Origin of the sequence: Paraburkholderia sp. J7, from assembly GCF_905220155.1 — a bacterium.
Lineage (GTDB): Bacteria > Pseudomonadota > Gammaproteobacteria > Burkholderiales > Burkholderiaceae > Paraburkholderia.
Window position 1 is genome coordinate 314,994 of sequence record NZ_CAJMYZ010000004.1, and the last position, 16,628, is coordinate 331,621.

The following is a 16,628-nucleotide window of genomic DNA, read 5'->3' on the forward strand; positions in this document are numbered from 1 at the left end:
GCGGGCGGCGTTAAAAAAGGGGCAGGCACGCGGCATGCGCGATCTCTCCGCCATTTTTGACGAATATTTTGGCGATAAAAGGAAACGGCGAAGCATTAAAATGGGTGCATACCACTGCCGAAAAACGGCAATTATAGTTTGTAACGGATCCCACTTTTCGTAACGTCAGAGGCTTTCAACTGCCTGTCCGTGTTACGAATAGACCCGAATCCCCATCTGGACGTGAGCCTCAACATGATTTCCAAATCGATTTTCAAGGCATATGACATTCGCGGCGTGATCGGCAAGACGCTCGACACCGACACTGCGCGCGCCATCGGCCGTGCCTTCGGCAGCGAAGTGCGTGCACAGGGCGGCGACGCCGTGGTGATCGCGCGCGATGGCCGGCTCTCGGGTCCGGATCTCTCGCGAGCGCTCGCCGACGGCCTGTGCGACGCCGGCGTGGACGTGGTCGACGTCGGCATGGTGCCTACGCCCGTGGGCTACTTCGCCGCGAGCGTGCCGCTCAAGCTGGTGGGCGGCGAGCGCAACGTGGACTCCTGCATCGTCGTGACGGGCAGCCACAATCCGCCCGACTACAACGGCTTCAAGATGGTCCTGCGCGGCAAGGCGATCTACGGCGACCAGATCCAGGGCCTCTACGAGCGCATCGTTGCAGAGCGTTTCGACGCGGGCGAGGGCAGCTACACGCAGTACGACATCGCCGACGAATATGTGGCGCGCATCGTGAGCGACGTGAAGCTTGCGCGTCCGCTGAAGATTGTCGTCGATACCGGCAACGGCGTGGCGGGGGAGCTTGCACCGCGTCTGTTCAAGGCGATGGGCTGCGAACTGGTCGAGCTGTTCACGCAAATCGACGGCAACTTCCCGAACCACCATCCGGACCCGGCGCACCCCGAAAATCTGCAGGACGTGATCCGCGCGCTCAAGGAAACGGATGCGGAAATCGGCTTCGCGTTCGACGGCGACGGCGACCGTCTGGGCGTCGTGACCAAGGACGGCCAGATCATTTACCCCGATCGCCAGCTCATGCTGTTCGCCGAGGAAGTGCTCTCGCGCAATCCGGGCAAGCAGATCATCTACGACGTGAAGTGCACGCGTAATCTCGCGAAGTGGGTGAAGGCCAAGGGCGGCGAGCCGCTCATGTGGAAAACGGGCCACTCGCTCGTAAAGGCGAAGCTGCGCGAAACCGGCGCGCCGCTCGCGGGTGAAATGAGCGGCCACGTGTTCTTCAAGGACCGCTGGTACGGTTTCGACGACGGCTTGTACACGGGCGCGCGTCTGCTCGAAATCCTCTCGCGCGTGGCCGATCCGAGCAAGCTGCTCAACGACCTGCCGAACTCGCACGCCACGCCCGAGCTGCAGCTGAAGCTCGAGGAAGGCGAGAACTTCGAGCTGATCGCCAAGCTGCAGAAGAACGCGAAGTTCACGGGCGCCGACGAAGTCATCACCATCGACGGCCTGCGTGTGGAATATCCGGACGGCTTTGGTCTTGCCCGCTCGTCGAACACCACGCCCGTGGTCGTGATGCGCTTCGAAGCCGACAACGATGCGGCGCTTTCGCGCATCCAGGCCGACTTCAAGCGCGTGATTCTCGCCGAGAAGCCGGACGCGAAGCTGCCGTTCTAAGCCGCGGGGGCCGTTTGTGCCCCCTCGCGCCCCTTACGGCCCCTTGCGGCCAGATGACGCGCCCAATGGCGCCGCGCCAGTCATGGCGCGGCGCCGTTTGCATTCCTTTCCGCGCATTTCCCCGGTTTTTCTTCGCATTTGCGTGCGGCGCGCTAAAATTGCGCACCTTTTTAATCTGTCTGGCCCAAAAGCCTTGAGCGTGCAAAAGATCCTCATCGTGCGCGTGTCGTCGCTTGGCGACGTCGTCCATAACATGCCCGCCATTGCCGATATCCGTCGGCGCTACCCCGACGCGCAGATCGACTGGCTCGTCGAAGAGAGCTTCCAGTCGCTCGTCGAGCTCGTGGAGGGCGTGCGCCGCGCGATTCCGTTCTCGCTGCGCCGCTGGCGCAAAGGCCTCTTGTCGAGCGCCAACTGGCGCGAGATCGGCGAGTTCCGGCGCGCGCTCGCGGCCGAGAAGTACGACCTCGTGATCGACTGCCAGGGGCTCATCAAGACAGCATGGGTCGCGAGCTGGGCGCGCGGGCCGCTCGTCGGGCTCGGCAACCGCACCGATGGCGCGGGCTACGAATGGCCCGTGCGTTTCTTCTACGACCGCTCGATCCGCATCGAGCCGCGCACCCACGTGGTCGAGCGCACGCGCCAACTGGTTGCGGGCGCGCTCGAACTCGCGCCGCCTTCTGTCACCGACGACATCGACTTCGGCCTCGACACCTATCGCGCCGCTCAGGCGCTCGCGGGTGTGGGGCTCAACCTGCCGGTGCCCTATGTGGTGTTCGTGCACGCCACGTCGCGCGCCGACAAGCAGTGGCCGGACCAGAACTGGATCGAGCTGGGCCAGGCGCTCGTGCGGCGCGGCGCGTCGCTCGTGCTGCCTTGGGGCAGCGAGGCCGAGCGCGCCACCAGCGAGCGCCTTGCGCGCGAATTCGGCGAAGCGGCGATCGTGCCGCCCAAACTCTCGCTGCCTGCCGTGGTCGGCCTGATCGACGGCGCGGCGGCCACGGTAGGCGTGGACACGGGTCTCGTGCACATCGCGGCGGCGCTGAAGCGCCCGACCGTCGAGTTGTACAATTTCGCGACCGCCTGGCGCACGGGCGGCTACTGGTCGCCGAACGTCGTCAATCTGGGCACGGCAGGCCAGCCGCCAACGCTCGCGCAGGTGAAGGGCGCGCTGGCGGGCTTCGGGTTGCTGTAGCGGCGCGCCGCCGCAGCGCGAGCGCTCGCCAGACTGAGGGGCTGCGGCGCGTCAAGGCGCACCCGGGAGGCTGCGGGTATAAGAATCGGCGCGCACGAGGGTGCACGAATGTGCACAAGCGAGCGCCAGGGCTTGTCCGGCATGAGCCGCGCGAGATCGCAAAAGGCGGGCAACGAAGCGTGCAACAAGCCGCGCCACGCGCGCACCGCGCCACACCGGCAGGCAATCAGATCCATCGCTTCCAGGGGCGACCATGAACGAATCCCAGATCATCGAAATCACTTCCGCCGACTGGCACGGCCAGCAGCTCTCGCAACCGCGCGAGACACTGCTCGATGCCGTCGAGCAGGGCAAGGTGCTGTATTTCCCGAACCTGGCCTTTGCGATCGAAGGCGGCGAGCGTGCGCTGCTCGACCCCGCGATCGCCGACCCGAAGCGCAAGAACATCAGCCTCGACCCCAACGGCGGCGCGCTGCATGGCGTGCTCGGCGACGCCGTCACGCAGTCGGCTGTGCGCGCGTTGATCGCGCGTTACCAGACGTGCGCCCGCACGCTGGTTGACGGACTCTTTCCCGAGTACACGGGCAAGCTGCGCGTGGCGCCCACGAGCCTGCGCCTGCACCAGGTGGAAACGCGTGAGACCTCGTGGCGCAAGGACGATTCGCGCCTGCACGTGGATGCGTTTCCCTCGCGCCCGAACTACGGCGAGCGCATTCTGCGCGTGTTCACCAACGTCAACCCGAACGGAGTGCCGCGCGTATGGCGCGTGGGCGAGCCGTTCGAGGACATGGCAAAGCGCTTCCTGCCGAACATCAAGCCGCAGTTTCCGGGTTCGGCGTGGCTGCAGAACCTGCTGCACATCACGAAGTCGCCGCGCAGCGAGTACGACCATCTGATGCTCAACCTCCACGACGGCATGAAGGCCGATCTCGGCTATCAGAAGGCGTGCCCCCAGGAGACCATCGGCTTTCCACCTGGCAGCGTGTGGGTGTGCTTCTCCGATCACACCTCGCATGCCGTGATGTCCGGTCAATTCATGATGGAGCAGACCTTCTTCCTGCCGGTGAAGGACATGGTGCATCCCGAATGGGCGCCGCTCGGCATTCTCGAACGCCTCAAGGGCAAGGAACTGGTTTGAATCCACACGCGATGAGCCTGCAGATCGACGTGCCGACCAACGTGCCAACCGACGCTTCCAGCCGCGCGGCCGCGGCGTTTTGCATGACCCTGGCCGTCGCGGAGGCCCGATGCTAAGAGCGATCTATCGCGCGGCCTGGTGGCTCATCGCACCGCTCGCGGTGCTGCGGCTATTGATTCGCTCGCGCCGCGAGCGCGGCTATCGCGAGCATATCGGCGAGCGTTTCGGCTATTCGGCGGGGCGCTTGCCCGAAGACGACGCGCCGCTCATCTGGGTGCATGCCGTCTCCGTGGGCGAGACCCGCGCGGCGCAGCCGCTCGTCGACGCGCTGCTGGCGGCACGCCCCGACGCGCGTGTCCTGCTTACGCACATGACGCCGGGGGGACGCGCCACCGGCGAGCAGCTTTTCAGTGATCACGTGCTGCGCTGCTATCTGCCGTACGACATGCCGCACGCGGTGCGGCGCTTCCTGCGCGCATGGCGGCCGTCGCTTGGTCTCGTGATGGAAACCGAGGTCTGGCCCACGCTCATCGACGAATGCAAGCGCGCCGATGTGCCGCTCGTGCTCACCAATGCGCGCATGTCGGCACGCTCGTTCAAACGCGCGGCGAAGTTCGGCGCGGGCGCGCGCGAGGTGTTCGGCGGCTTTACGCGCGTGCTCGCGCAAAGCCCCTCGGACGCCGAGCGCCTCACCGCACTTGGCGCGCGCAATGTGGCGGTGCTCGGCAACCTCAAGTTCGACATGGCGAGCCCGCCGGCGCTGATCGCGCGCGGCCGCGAATGGCGGCGCGCGATAGGCGAGCGGCCGGTGTGGGTCGCGGCGAGCACGCGTGAAGGCGAAGAGGAACTCGTGCTGCAGGCTTTCGCTGGACTGAACGTACCGGACGCGCTGCTGATCCTCGTGCCGCGCCATCCGCAGCGTTTCGATGAAGTGGCGGCGCTCGTGGAGCGCAAGAACTTCAAGCTCGAGCGGCGCTCGCGCTGGGCGCCGGCCGCAGCTGCCGCGGCCGCGGCGCATGAGGGCGTGCGTGTGTTGCCGCAGGACGTGAGCGTGCTGCTCGGCGACTCGATGGGGGAGATGGGCGCGTACTACGCGGCTGCCGACCTCGCGTTTATCGGCGGCAGTCTGTTGCCGCTCGGCGGGCAGAACCTGATCGAAGCGTGCGCCGTGGGCGTGCCGGTGCTGATCGGGCCGCACGTGTTCAACTTCACGCAGGCCACCGCCGACGCCACGGCCGCGGGCGCAGCCCTGCAGGTTCAGGACCCCGCCGATCTCGCGCGCGCCTTGCGCGAACTCTTCAGCGACAAACCGCGCCGGGTCGCCATGGGCGCGGCTGCGGCCGCGTTCGCGTCGCGCCACCGCGGCGCGACGGCGCGCACGGTGGATGTTATCCAGGCGCTCGTCTCGGATGTTTGACTTCGCGTGCGGTTACGCGTAGCCCGCTCAGTTTCAGCGCGTTCGCCGCACGCACCCCAATGGCAAGGTTGAGCGTTCATCGCCTGGAAACGATGTCTGCGAATCGGACGATTCACCCCAGCAGAACATTTCTTATGACATTCACCACATCTTTGGGCTCGATGCTCGTCACATCACTCGCCCCCATCAGTGGAGAACATTTGAAAAAATCATTCTCGACGTATCGGGTTCTTGGGTCGATGTCATTGCTGAACAAAGCGATGGTCGGCGCGCCGGCAGCGTGAGCAATATGCAAAAGTCCGCCGTCCGCCCCGACAAATAGCCTGCTCTGCGCTATCACGGAAAAGCATTCATGAATCTTCAGTTTGCCCACTAACGAGGTCAGCTTCAAATTCCTGTATTGCATACCGATCAGATCGTTTGCTTCCTTGAGTCCGTTATCCGATCCGATCAGGACATACTCAAAACGCGACAACCCCTCATCGTTGTCAAGCCGGGCTAGAACATCCGCCCACTTACCGTAGATGCGATGAGACTCCCTGCCGCCGACAGAGATGGCGACCCTCCCGGCACGGCTTTCCGATGCATAAGCATCACACCTGGGCGCGTCGAGAACCAGACGTGAACTTTTATAGAGATCGCTGCCGTCGACTCCGCATTTCAGGATCTTGTTGAACGAGTAGTAGCTAAACTGTATGTGATTGTAATTGCGCCCTGCGTACCATCCGATCAGGCTCGTAAATCTGGATTGACTCGCATGTTTGACTTTCTCTTTAATTACGCGAATTCCGAGCTTGTTCAGTATGACGAAATCGTATTCACCGAAATCGACCTCACGAAAATCCGTGTAGATTCGCGAAAAGTACCGGTCATGCCGAAAGAGTTCAGCCAGGGACGGATCGAGCAGCACATCCAGTTTGTACGGGGTGCCGCCAATGAGCGCCCGCCCGGAAAGATCCATCAACGCGTCGCCGATGTTGTTGACGCCGCTGTACATCAATAAAATCCGGGCGCCAGGACGCAAGTCCGCAGCTTCTGCGTAGAGACCGAGTTGCCGGTTAAGTGCGAGTAGCGACCATTTATGCAGCTGCTTTTTCAGGAGCGGAATCTTCTTATAAAAAGAGAGATTCTCGACCTCATCCTGGATAATTTCCGGATGAGGAACGCGAAGGCTTTTGCTTATAAAACCACGGACCGTTTCGCCTTTCCTTTTTTCACTCTGCATGAGCTTGCCCGCAACATCCGTATCCTTTGATCGAGGGGCTATTATGCCACCGTGCGGGTTGCGCTCTCGCTGTCCAGCAGCCCTGACGTCAGGGCGTCTTCAGTCATTCCTTCGGCCTCGAATCAGATCGGTCATCGTTCTGATGCACACACGTCATTTCGCTTAGCAGGCGTCGTCGCCTGCAGCAACGCACAGCCGACTTGGCCAGGCGAGTTCCTCTGGGCTTTCCTCTGATTTTTCCGTAGCGGATCGTTTCGCACACAAGCGATCCGGTTGGCTACGCGCGCCACAAACGTTTGCGAGGAAGCGTTTCCATTACGGCAAATTACCGCATACACGGGCGTCTCCACGAACGTTGGCCGCCGAACATACTTCCATTTCTATGCGCTTTAGCTTTCACCGGACGAAACGTTGCCTATCAATAATTACGTTGCCAACGCAGAGCCGACATGTACATTATCTTTCTCCTACTAAGTGGGACGTTTAGCGCGATCGCCAGCATCCTGCTGCGCGTGGCAGGGCGCTCGACCGAGGATTTCACTCATCTGACGAATGCACTCTTCGACCGCCCGATGTTATTTCGGCTCGGCGCGCTTTGCGCATATGGTCTCGGCTTCATCTGCTACGCGGTCTCGCTCAAGAAGATCGAACTGGGCATCGCGTATCCGTTGATGGTCGGCATCACGATCCTCGAGATCTTCTTCTTCGGCATCTTTAGCAACGAAGCGGTCACCTTGCGTTCGGTGACGGGCGCCGGCTGTCTTATCGTCGCGATGTTCCTCCTGTACTCGCCGAGGTTCGAGCATGGGTAATCCGGTCGATCTCGCAAATCGCCCCGCCGGGCACGAAAGCACGTCGTCGCTGCATGGCATGGACCTGCCGGTCTCCGGGGAGCGTCGCGCGTCGCGTGACGCCGCGCGGCTCCGGCAATTGCTGCTGGTGGCGACCACGCTGCTGGGCGGCGTGCTGTTCTGGATCGCGCCGCGCCCGCCGATGGGCGATCTCGCGCAGCATGCTGCGCAGATCGCGCTGCTGCACGATCTCGTGACCGGCACCTCGCCGTGGACCGATATCGTGTGGATCAACTGGTTCACGCCCTATCTGCTTGGCTATGGACTGGCCTTCGCGTTTTCGTTCGTGATGCCCGTGCTCGCCGCGCTCAAGCTCTTCATGATGCTCGCGTACTTCGGCACGGTGGCTGCGGGCGTCGCGCTGCGCAAGACGTTTGGCGCCGACGGCCGCCTCGACTGGCTCCTCGTGCCCGGCTTCTTCGGCTTTGCCTGGCAGTACGGCTTCTACACGTTCCTCGTGGCCGTGCCGCTCGGCTTGCTGTTTCTGATCCTCGCGCGCCGTTACGCGGTGTCGCCCACCGCGGGGCGCGGATTCGGCGTGTTCGCCGCTGGCGTCGTGTTGTTCTTCTCGCACGGGCTCGTGTTCGTGTTCGCTTGCGGCGTGGGCGCAGCCTTTATCCCGTGCTTTACGCGGCGCATTGGCGCAATCGCGCGGACAGCGTTGCCGTATGTGTTCCTGGGACTGCTGATCGTTGCGTATCTATGGTTCGTCAAGCACAGTGCGCTCGTGATACCGGGGGACCCCGGCAACTCGCAGTCGGCGCTGTCGTGGGACTGGACGGGGCCGTACGGCTGGCATCGCGCGTACAACTTCGTGCTCGACACGGTCGCGACCGAGATGAAGGACTGGTACCTCATGCTCGGTGCGGTGTTCATGCTGGCCGCGCCGTGGCTCATGGGTGCGAAGCTCAACCGCCATGATCCCAGCGCATGGCTGCCCATGATCGCGATACTCGCCGTGTGGTTCCTCGCGCCCGAGGAAGGGCTCGGCATTGCTTTGCTCTATCCGCGCTTTGCCGTGTTCTTGCTGCCGGCGTACGTGCTGCTGTTCCGCGCCGATGACTCGGCGAGCGAGCGGGCGGCGTTTTCGGCGATCTCGCCGCGTATCTGGCTCACCGAAGCGCTGCTCGTGCTGTTCTGTTGGGGCTACTTCGGCACGCTCGCGGTGCGCGAGCATCGCTTCGCCGTCGAGAACGAGCCGTTTGAGACGCTGCTCGCGCTCGCGCAGCCGGGGCAGCGCGCGCTGGGTCTCATCTACTCGCCCGAGAGCGATATCGTCCACAACCTGTGGACCTATCACACCTTCGCGCTCTGGTATCAGGCGGAGGACAAGGGCTTCGTCGACTTCAACTTCGCGTTCTTCCTGCCCGAGGTCGTGCGATTCAAGCCTGACCATATTCCACCGCTGCGGCCGGGGCCCTTGATGAGCGAACCGTCTGCGTTCGACTGGCACAAGGTCGACGGGCGGTTGTATCGCTACTTCTTCGTGCGCCATACGAAGCCGTTGCCCGCGCATCTGTTCGACAACGACGAATGCGACGTGAGGCTCGTGAAATCGGTGCAGGACTGGTCGCTCTACGAGCGCGGCGCTTGCCGCTGAAGCGTTCCATGCGCTCGCCCGCAAGCCTCTCTTTTCGATGAAAGGGATCGTCTGGGGCCTGCGCACCCACACCGATCAAAAGGCGCCGGTCTCCATTGTTTAGTCGTTCGAGCTTGCGCTCGGGCGGCGGTCCCTCGGTTGATGATTCAGTGCCAGGTCGCTTCGCGTGAAAGCGATCTGGCGGCACGCGCACACCGCCTGCGAAAGGGACTCACCCATCACATCTATGGCGGCACACGTGGGAGGCATCAGTAACGTGATCAGCCGAACATACTTTCATATCTATTAATAATAGCTTTCGTGTATCGGGGATGCGCACTGTTGTACCAGCCTGGCATGACCCATGGCTGAGTTGCTCAAGCGTTCAAAATGACCTGCCGGACCGGAGGCTGGATTGCCCATGAATACCATTCTCAATCTCCCACTTGACGCGAGCCATGCAGTCAGCGGAGCCGCGCGATTGAGGTTGATTTTGCTCGTTACGACAACGCTTTTGGGCGGCGCGTTGTTCTGGATCGCACCGCGTCCGCCGATGGGGGATATCGCGCAGCATGTCGCGCAGATCGCGCTGCTCCAGGATCTCGTGACCGGCCCCTCGCCTTGGGCAGATATCGTGTGGGTCAACTGGTTTACGCCCTATCTGCTGCCCTATGTATTCGCGTTAGCGCTGTCGTTTGTGATGCCGGTGCTCGCGGCGGTCAAACTGGTCATGATGCTCGCGTACTTTGGCTTCGTGGCGGGGGGCGTGGCGCTGCGCAAGACCTTCGAAGCGGACGAGCGCCTCGACTGGCTTCTCATGCCAGGTTTCTTTGGCCTCGCCTGGCAATACGGCTTTTATCCATATATCGTGGCGGTGCCGTTGGGCCTGTTGTTCGTGATCCTCGCGCGCCGGTATGCCGCTGCACCCACGGTGGCGCACGCGCTTGGCATTTTCGCCGCCGGCGTCGCGCTGTTCTTTGCGCATGGACTCGTGTTTCTGTTCGCATGCGCGGTAGGCGTCGCGTTCATTCCTTGCTTCACGCGCCGGGCAGGCGCGATTGCGCGAACCCTGCTGCCTTATGTGCTGCTCGGTTTGCTGATCGTTGGGTACCTGTGGTTCGTCAAGCGCAACGCACTCGTGATCCCTAACGATCCGGGCGCCGCGGATCCGGTAGCGGTCTGGGACTGGGCGGGGCCGTATGGATGGCATCGTGCGTACAATTTCGTGCTCTACACGCTCGCTACTGAAACGCGCGACTGGTACTTCCTGCTCGGCGAGGTGTTTCTGCTGGCCGCACCGTGGTTAATGGGTGTGAAGCTCAACCGTCGTGCTCCAGGAGCGTGGGTGCCCATGACGGCGATTCTCGCCGTCTGGTTCCTCGCCCCAACGAACGCACTCGGCATCGACCTGCTTTACCAGCGCTTCGCGATCTTCCTGCTGCCGGCCTATGTCTTGCTGTTTCGCTCCCAAAGCACGGGCGAGCGGTGGACCCTGCCCGCAGCGCGCATCGGCGTAGTCGAAATGCTGCTCGTGCTTTTCTGCTGGGGCTACTTCGGCACGCTCGCCGTGCGCGAGTATCGTTTCGCCGCCGAGAACGAGCCGTTCGAGGCACTACTCGCGCTCGCGCAGCCGGAGCAGCGCGCGCTCGGCCTTATCTATTCGCCGGAGAGCGATATCGTCAACAACCGGTGGACGTATCACACCTATGCGCTTTGGTATCAGGCGGAAAACAAGGGCTTCGTCGATTTCAACTTCGCATTCTTCCTGCCGGACGTCGTCCGCTTCAAGCACGATCGTATTCCGGTGGTTCGCCCCGGTCCCTGGATGGACCAGCCCGGCACGTTCGACTGGCACAAGGTGGACGGCCGGATCTATCGCTACTTTTTCGTGCGCCACACCGAGCCGTTGCCAGCGAACTTCCTGCGCAACGACGAGTGCGAAGTCGCGCTCGTGAAGTCGGTGCCGAACTGGTCGCTGTACGAGCGGCGTGCGTGTCATTGAAAACCGACGCGCGCGTGCTGGTGACTCAGCCGATCAGCAATCCTTTCTTTTCGATGAAGGCAATGACCTGATCGAGCCCATCGAGCGCCTTCAGATTGCACATCACGAAGGGCCGCTCGCCGCGCATTTTCTTCGCGTCGGAGGCCATGACGTCGAGATTTGCGCCCACGAGCGGTGCGAGGTCGGTCTTGTTGATGACGAGCAGGTCCGACTTCGTGATGCCGGGGCCGCCCTTGCGCGGGATCTTTTCGCCGCCCGCCACGTCGATCACGTAGATCGTGAGGTCCGAAAGCTCGGGGCTGAAGGTCGCCGCGAGATTGTCGCCGCCCGATTCGATGAAGACGATGTCCGCGTCCGGAAAACGCGTGAGCATTTGGTCGACGGCTTCGAGGTTGATCGACGCGTCTTCGCGGATCGCCGTGTGCGGGCAGCCGCCGGTTTCGACGCCCATGATGCGCTCCGCGGGTAGCGCGCCAGCAACGGTCAGGAGGCGCTGGTCTTCCTTCGTGTAGATGTCGTTCGTAATGGCGACGAGGTCGTAGCGCTCGCGCATGGCCTTGCAGAGCATTTCGAGCAAGGTCGTCTTGCCGGAGCCAACGGGGCCGCCCACGCCGACGCGCAGCGGCGGCAGTTTCTTCGTTCGTTTGCTGGATGCGTGCGAATTCATGGTTGGTATCAGGTTCAGGAGCGGAAAAGCCGCGAGTATTGCGATTCATGGCGCGCGGAGAGCACGCCGAGCTGCGGCGCAAACGTGTTGAGCGCTTCGGGCGGCGTGGCGAGCGCGCGCGCCACGGCTTTTTCGATTTCGGGCCGCAGCGCGACGATAATGCGCTGCCCCGCAAGCTGGCCGAGCGGCACGGCCTTGAGGGCGGCGGCCGTTTGATTTTCGATCCAGCTGAACGCGTAGGCGGCGAGCGCGGCGTCGGGCGCGGCCTCGTGCGCCCACGCTGCGAATGCGAAGGCTGTGGGTTGCGCAATGGGCGTCATCCGCTCCAGCGTGGCGCGCCGCTCTGCATCGCCCCATTCGAGCTGTGCGCAGAGCTGACGCAGCGACCAGCCCATCTGCGCGGTTTCACGCCGCAGTTCCGACGATTCGCGGCTCGCGACGAGTTCGTCGTTCGCCACGACGAGCGCGTGCGCGTCATGCGTGCGCCAGCGTTCCATCTGGTGCGCCAAAAAGGGTAGCTCGCCGCAAGCGAGCACGTTCGCGAGGCCACCCGCTATCCAATGCGCGGCGTCGTCGCCGTCCTTCACGAGTTGTGCATCGATTGCGGCTTCGAGGCCCTGCGAGTAACTGAACGCGCCAATGGGCAGTGCTGGCGAAGCCAGATGCAGCAGGGCAGTGAGTTCAGCGATGTTCATGGCTGTGGTCGTGCGCGTGGCCGTCGCAATGACCGTGATCGTGTCCGCATTCGTGGTCGTGCGCGTGATCATCGCCATGAGCGTGATGGTGCGCGTGACCCTGCGAATGGTCGTCAGAATGCGCGTGTCCGTGATGTTCGTCGTACACGCGTTGCGCAAGTGCGTAGTCGTCGGCGAAGGTTTCGTCGTGGCCATGTCGGTGGCCGCCGCCGTACGCGCCCGATTCGGGCTGGAACGGCAATTGCACGCGCTCGACTTGCGCGCCGAGGCGCTTGAGCATGTCTTCGAGCACGGGGTCCGCTTCGAGCTTGAGTTCCTCCGCGCCGACTTCCACCGGGGTATGACGATTGCCGAGGTGATACGCAGCGCGCGTGAGCGTGAGGCGATCGGGCGCGCGAACACGCAGCACGCTCTCGGCTGCCGCGATCACGCGCACGAGGCCGCCGTCGTCGGCCACGAGCATGTCGCCGTCGCGCAGCACGGTGCCGCGCGGCATGACCACGCCCACTTCCTCGCCGGTGTCGAGCGTGGCCGCGAAGCGGCTCTTGCAGCGCGCGTCATAAGGCAGCGTGAGCGTGGGCGCGCGCTGCCTGAGCACCGGCGCGAGCTTCGCGTTGAGTCGTTTGTCGATCGTGCGCATGGCCAAAACTTTAGAACAGGAAGTAACGCTGAGCCATCGGCAGCACCGTGGCGGGCTCGCAGGTGAGCAACTGGCCGTCGGCGACGACCTGGTACGTTTCGGGATCGACGCTGATCGTGGGCTGCCAGGCATTGTGAATCATGTCGGCCTTCGTCACGCTGCGGCAGTTGCGGACCGCCACCACGCGCTTTTGCAGACCATAGCGCTCGGGAATGCGCTTGTCGAGCGAGAGCTGCGAAACGAAGGTGAGCGACGTTTGCGCGAGCGCCCGCCCGCGCGTGGCGAACATCTCGCGGTAATGCACGGGCTGCGGCGTGGGAATCGAGGCGTTCGGGTCGCCCATCTGCGCGAGCGCGATCATGCCGCCCTTGAGGATGAGCGAAGGCTTGATGCCGAAGAACGCCGGCTCCCAGAACACGAGGTCGGCCCATTTGCCTGGCTCGAGCGACCCTACTTCATGCGCAATGCCATGCGTGAGCGCAGGGTTGATCGTGTACTTCGCCACGTAGCGCTTCACGCGGAAGTTGTCGTGGCGCGCGTTATCACCGGGCAGCGCGCCGCGCTGCACCTTCATCTTGTGCGCGGTCTGCCACGTACGAATGATGACCTCGCCCACACGGCCCATTGCCTGGGAATCCGAAGAGAGCATCGACAGTGCGCCGAGATCGTGCAGGATGTCCTCGGCGGCGATAGTCTCGCGACGGATGCGCGACTCGGCAAACGCAATGTCTTCGGCAATCGACGGATCGAGGTGATGGCACACCATCAGCATGTCGAGATGCTCGTCGAGCGTGTTGATCGTGTACGGGCGCGTGGGATTCGTCGAGGAGGGCAGGACGTTCGCTTCGCCGCACACCTTGATGATGTCCGGCGCGTGGCCGCCGCCCGCGCCTTCGGTGTGGTACGTGTGGATCGTGCGGCCCTTGAAGGCGGCCACGGTCGCTTCCACGAAGCCCGACTCGTTGAGCGTGTCGGTGTGAATGGCCACCTGCGTGTCCGTTGCATCCGCAACGCTCAAGCAATTGTCGATGGCGGCGGGCGTCGAGCCCCAGTCCTCGTGCAGCTTCAGGCCAATCGCGCCCGCGGCGATCTGCTCTTCGGCGGGTTTGGGCAAGCTCACGTTGCCCTTGCCGAGAAAGCCGAGGTTGATTGGCCAGCCGTCCGCGGCCTGGAGCATGCGCTCCATATGCCACGGGCCCGGCGTGCAGGTGGTCGCGTTGGTGCCCGTGGCGGGGCCGGTGCCGCCGCCGAGCATGGTCGTCACGCCCGAGGCGAGCGCTTCGTCGATCTGCTGCGGGCTGATGAAGTGAATATGCGTGTCGATGCCGCCCGCGGTGACGATCTGGCCTTCACCGGCGATCACTTCGGTCGAAGCGCCGATGGGAATCGTCACGCCCGGCTGCACGTCGGGGTTGCCCGCCTTGCCGATTTTCCAGATGCGGCCGTCCTTGATGCCGATGTCGGCCTTCACGATGCCCCAGTGATCGATGATCACGGCGTTCGTGACGACGGTGTCCGCAACTTCCGCGTGCGTGCGCTGCGACTGGCCCATGCCGTCGCGGATCACCTTGCCGCCGCCGAACTTCACTTCGTCGCCGTAGACGGTGTAGTCGCGCTCGATCTCGATGATGAGTTCGGTATCGGCGAGGCGCACGCGGTCGCCGGTGGTGGGGCCGAACATCTCCGCGTAGGCGCGGCGGCCGATCTTCAATGTCATGTCGGATTCCTGATGAATTCGCCTGAATTCGCTGGCCGCGCTCAGAGCGGGCCCATTACGCGGCCGTTGAAGCCGTACACGGCGCGCTCTCCCGCGAGCGCCACGAGCTCCACGGTGCGCTCCTGTCCTGGCTCGAAGCGCACGGCCGTGCCCGCTGCAATGTTCAGGCGAAAGCCGCGCGCGGCATCACGGTCGAACGAGAGTGCGTCGTTGACCTCATAGAAGTGGAAGTGCGAGCCGATCTGCACGGGGCGGTCGCCCGTGTTCGCCACCTTCACGGTGACGGTCTCGCGGCCTGCGTTGAGTTCAATTTCGCCGTCGTCGATCAGCATTTCGCCGGGGATCATGGCTGGCTCCTCCCGACTCAAGGGATCGGATGGTGAACGGTGACGAGCTTGGTGCCGTCGGGGAAGGTCGCTTCGACCTGAATGTCGGGGATCATCTCGGGCACGCCTTCCATCACGTCGTCGCGCGTGAGCAGCGTGGTGCCGTAGTGCATGACCTCGGCGACGGTCTTGCCGTCGCGGGCCGCTTCCATGAGCGCCGCGCTGATGAAGGCGACGGCTTCCGGGTAGTTGAGTTTGAGGCCGCGGGCGCGGCGCCTTTCGGCGAGCAGCGCGGCGGTGAAGATCAGGAGCTTGTCTTTCTCGCGTGGCGTGAGCTTCATCGTTCTGGGTCGGTTGGGGCAAGGCTGTCGGCCCAGCTTACGGGAGCCGGGTTACGCGCAGCTTGCGGCCTCGCGCGCGGCGCGCACGAATCGATGCAAGCTCACAGCAAGGTGTGTGCCAATGAAGGGGATAGCGTCGATGCACCAATTTAATGACGGATTTGCACCGTATTGGCGTTGCTGCGCTGCGCTACTGTGCGTGGAAGTGCTAACGAGCACCGCTGCGGTGCGCGCTCAGGTCGTCCACAAGCGCAGCGGCGCGGCCTTCACGCCATGCACGAACGGACGCAGCGCCGTCCAGCACTGCGTGAGCGTGTGCTGCAGCGGTTCCATCGACCGCGCGACCACGCGCACGAGCAGGACGCCCGGCACGATGCAGGTCGCGCCCGATCGCTGGGCGTCGTCGAAGGGCAGGATAGCGGCGAGGTCTTGCGCGAGCGCGTCGTTGCACGCCGGGCCGATCGCCCACAGCACGCCGAACGCGGGGTAGCCCGCGAGCCCTTGCGGTGCGTCGCGCAGCGGGTCGTTGGCGTCGATGAGCGCGCGCTCGAGCCAGAGCAGTTGATCGTCGCCGTCGCTTTCCGGCGCTGCGCGCGTCACGCGCGTGAGCGCCCGCACCATGCCCGCCGACCAGCGCTCGCCCGCGGCCTGGCGGCCTAGCTGCGTCGCATCCCAGCCAATGGCTGTGGCCCCCGCGCCAAGCGTGAGCGCGAATTCGAGTTCAGCGTGGGCGTGATCGAACACGAGGTTGTTCTGCGGCAGCCAGTCGAGCTTCGCGCCTGCGCCCACGCGCACATTGATGCGCTGGCGCGCCACACGGCCGTTCGACTTGTACCACTTGGTCGCGCCCGGCGTGGTGAGTACGGCGTGAGCGCCATCGCCCACGTTCACGTCGATGTCGAGCCGGTCGCCGCCAGCAATCCCCGCGGGCGGATGCACGATCACCGCGTGGCAGATCGCATCGCCTTCTGGGTAGAGCGGCCGTTGCACGCGCAACGGACCCGCGTGCAGGCGATGGGTGAGCGCGGTGCGCGCGCCCTGGCGCTCGAAGCCGAGTTCGAGCTTCGCGGCCCATTCCTGATGCGCGGTGCTGCGAAACGTGGTGTTGGCGAGTGAGGCGTGATCGACGTGGAGCGTCATGCGTAGTGAAGGGGAAGAGGCGAACAATGGCGTGCAGGATAGCACGCTCGCCCACGCGCGCTGGTC

General features: G+C 63.9%; 15 protein-coding genes. 7 read left to right on the plus strand and 8 right to left on the minus strand.

Features of this window, described 5'->3' with window-relative positions:
• Positions 1-234: 234 nt before the first annotated feature.
• The 4 genes from U5A58_RS08900 to waaA all read left to right on the plus strand — a co-directional run bounded on the left by U5A58_RS08900 (position 235) and on the right by waaA (position 5,379).
• Positions 235-1,629 carry a phosphomannomutase/phosphoglucomutase gene (locus U5A58_RS08900; RefSeq protein WP_321961164.1) on the plus strand — a complete coding sequence of 465 codons (1,395 nt, stop codon included), beginning with the start codon at positions 235-237 and terminating at the stop codon, positions 1,627-1,629.
• 193 nt (positions 1,630-1,822) lie between these two features.
• On the plus strand, positions 1,823-2,824 hold the full coding sequence (waaC, locus tag U5A58_RS08905; protein WP_321961165.1) for a lipopolysaccharide heptosyltransferase I: 1,002 nt from the start codon (positions 1,823-1,825) through the stop codon (positions 2,822-2,824).
• A gap of 253 nt (positions 2,825-3,077) precedes the next feature.
• Positions 3,078-3,962, plus strand: coding sequence for a Kdo hydroxylase family protein (locus tag U5A58_RS08910; RefSeq protein ID WP_321961166.1), 885 nt, complete (start codon positions 3,078-3,080; stop codon positions 3,960-3,962).
• A gap of 109 nt (positions 3,963-4,071) precedes the next feature.
• Entirely contained in the window at positions 4,072-5,379 is a 1,308-nt protein-coding gene (gene waaA / locus U5A58_RS08915) for a lipid IV(A) 3-deoxy-D-manno-octulosonic acid transferase (RefSeq protein ID WP_321961167.1), read from the plus strand.
• A gap of 112 nt (positions 5,380-5,491) precedes the next feature.
• Here waaA and U5A58_RS08920 read toward each other — a convergent pair whose 3' ends face one another.
• Positions 5,492-6,604, minus strand: coding sequence for a glycosyltransferase family 9 protein (locus tag U5A58_RS08920; protein WP_321961168.1), 1,113 nt, complete (start codon positions 6,602-6,604; stop codon positions 5,492-5,494).
• Positions 6,605-7,053: 449 nt separating this feature from the next.
• Here U5A58_RS08920 and U5A58_RS08925 point away from each other — a divergent pair, with 449 nt between their 5' ends.
• From U5A58_RS08925 to U5A58_RS08935, 3 genes are all read left to right on the plus strand, one after another.
• Positions 7,054-7,416: a ligand-binding protein SH3 gene (locus tag U5A58_RS08925; protein ID WP_321961169.1), complete on the plus strand. Its 363-nt coding sequence runs from the start codon at positions 7,054-7,056 to the stop codon at positions 7,414-7,416.
• Positions 7,409-9,055 carry a hypothetical protein gene (locus tag U5A58_RS08930; RefSeq protein ID WP_321961170.1) on the plus strand — a complete coding sequence of 549 codons (1,647 nt, stop codon included), beginning with the start codon at positions 7,409-7,411 and terminating at the stop codon, positions 9,053-9,055. Before U5A58_RS08925 ends, U5A58_RS08930 begins: the two co-directional genes overlap by 8 nt.
• A 460-nt stretch (positions 9,056-9,515) precedes the next feature.
• Positions 9,516-11,036, plus strand: a complete 1,521-nt coding sequence (locus U5A58_RS08935; RefSeq protein ID WP_321961171.1) for a hypothetical protein — start codon at positions 9,516-9,518, stop codon at positions 11,034-11,036.
• A gap of 25 nt (positions 11,037-11,061) precedes the next feature.
• Here U5A58_RS08935 and ureG read toward each other — a convergent pair whose 3' ends face one another.
• From ureG to U5A58_RS08970, 7 genes are all read right to left on the minus strand, one after another.
• Positions 11,062-11,703, minus strand: a complete 642-nt coding sequence (gene ureG / locus U5A58_RS08940) for an urease accessory protein UreG (protein WP_321961172.1) — start codon at positions 11,701-11,703, stop codon at positions 11,062-11,064.
• Between the two features lie 14 nt (positions 11,704-11,717).
• A complete protein-coding gene (locus U5A58_RS08945) occupies positions 11,718-12,398 on the minus strand; it encodes an urease accessory protein UreF (protein ID WP_321961173.1) in 681 nt (226 codons plus the stop codon).
• Positions 12,385-13,038, minus strand: a complete 654-nt coding sequence (gene ureE, locus U5A58_RS08950; protein WP_321961174.1) for an urease accessory protein UreE — start codon at positions 13,036-13,038, stop codon at positions 12,385-12,387. Before ureE ends, U5A58_RS08945 begins: the two co-directional genes overlap by 14 nt.
• 10 nt (positions 13,039-13,048) lie before the next feature.
• Positions 13,049-14,755, minus strand: a complete 1,707-nt coding sequence (gene ureC, locus U5A58_RS08955) for an urease subunit alpha (RefSeq protein ID WP_321912807.1) — start codon at positions 14,753-14,755, stop codon at positions 13,049-13,051.
• A 41-nt stretch (positions 14,756-14,796) separates the two neighbouring features.
• Positions 14,797-15,102 (minus strand): urease subunit beta, encoded by a 306-nt coding sequence (locus U5A58_RS08960; RefSeq protein ID WP_321961175.1) that lies wholly within the window; start codon positions 15,100-15,102, stop codon positions 14,797-14,799.
• Between the two features lie 17 nt (positions 15,103-15,119).
• Positions 15,120-15,422 (minus strand): urease subunit gamma, encoded by a 303-nt coding sequence (gene ureA, locus U5A58_RS08965; RefSeq protein ID WP_017773123.1) that lies wholly within the window; start codon positions 15,420-15,422, stop codon positions 15,120-15,122.
• Between the two features lie 234 nt (positions 15,423-15,656).
• Positions 15,657-16,562, minus strand: a complete 906-nt coding sequence (locus U5A58_RS08970) for an urease accessory protein UreD (RefSeq protein WP_321961176.1) — start codon at positions 16,560-16,562, stop codon at positions 15,657-15,659.
• Positions 16,563-16,628: the final 66 nt, after the last annotated feature.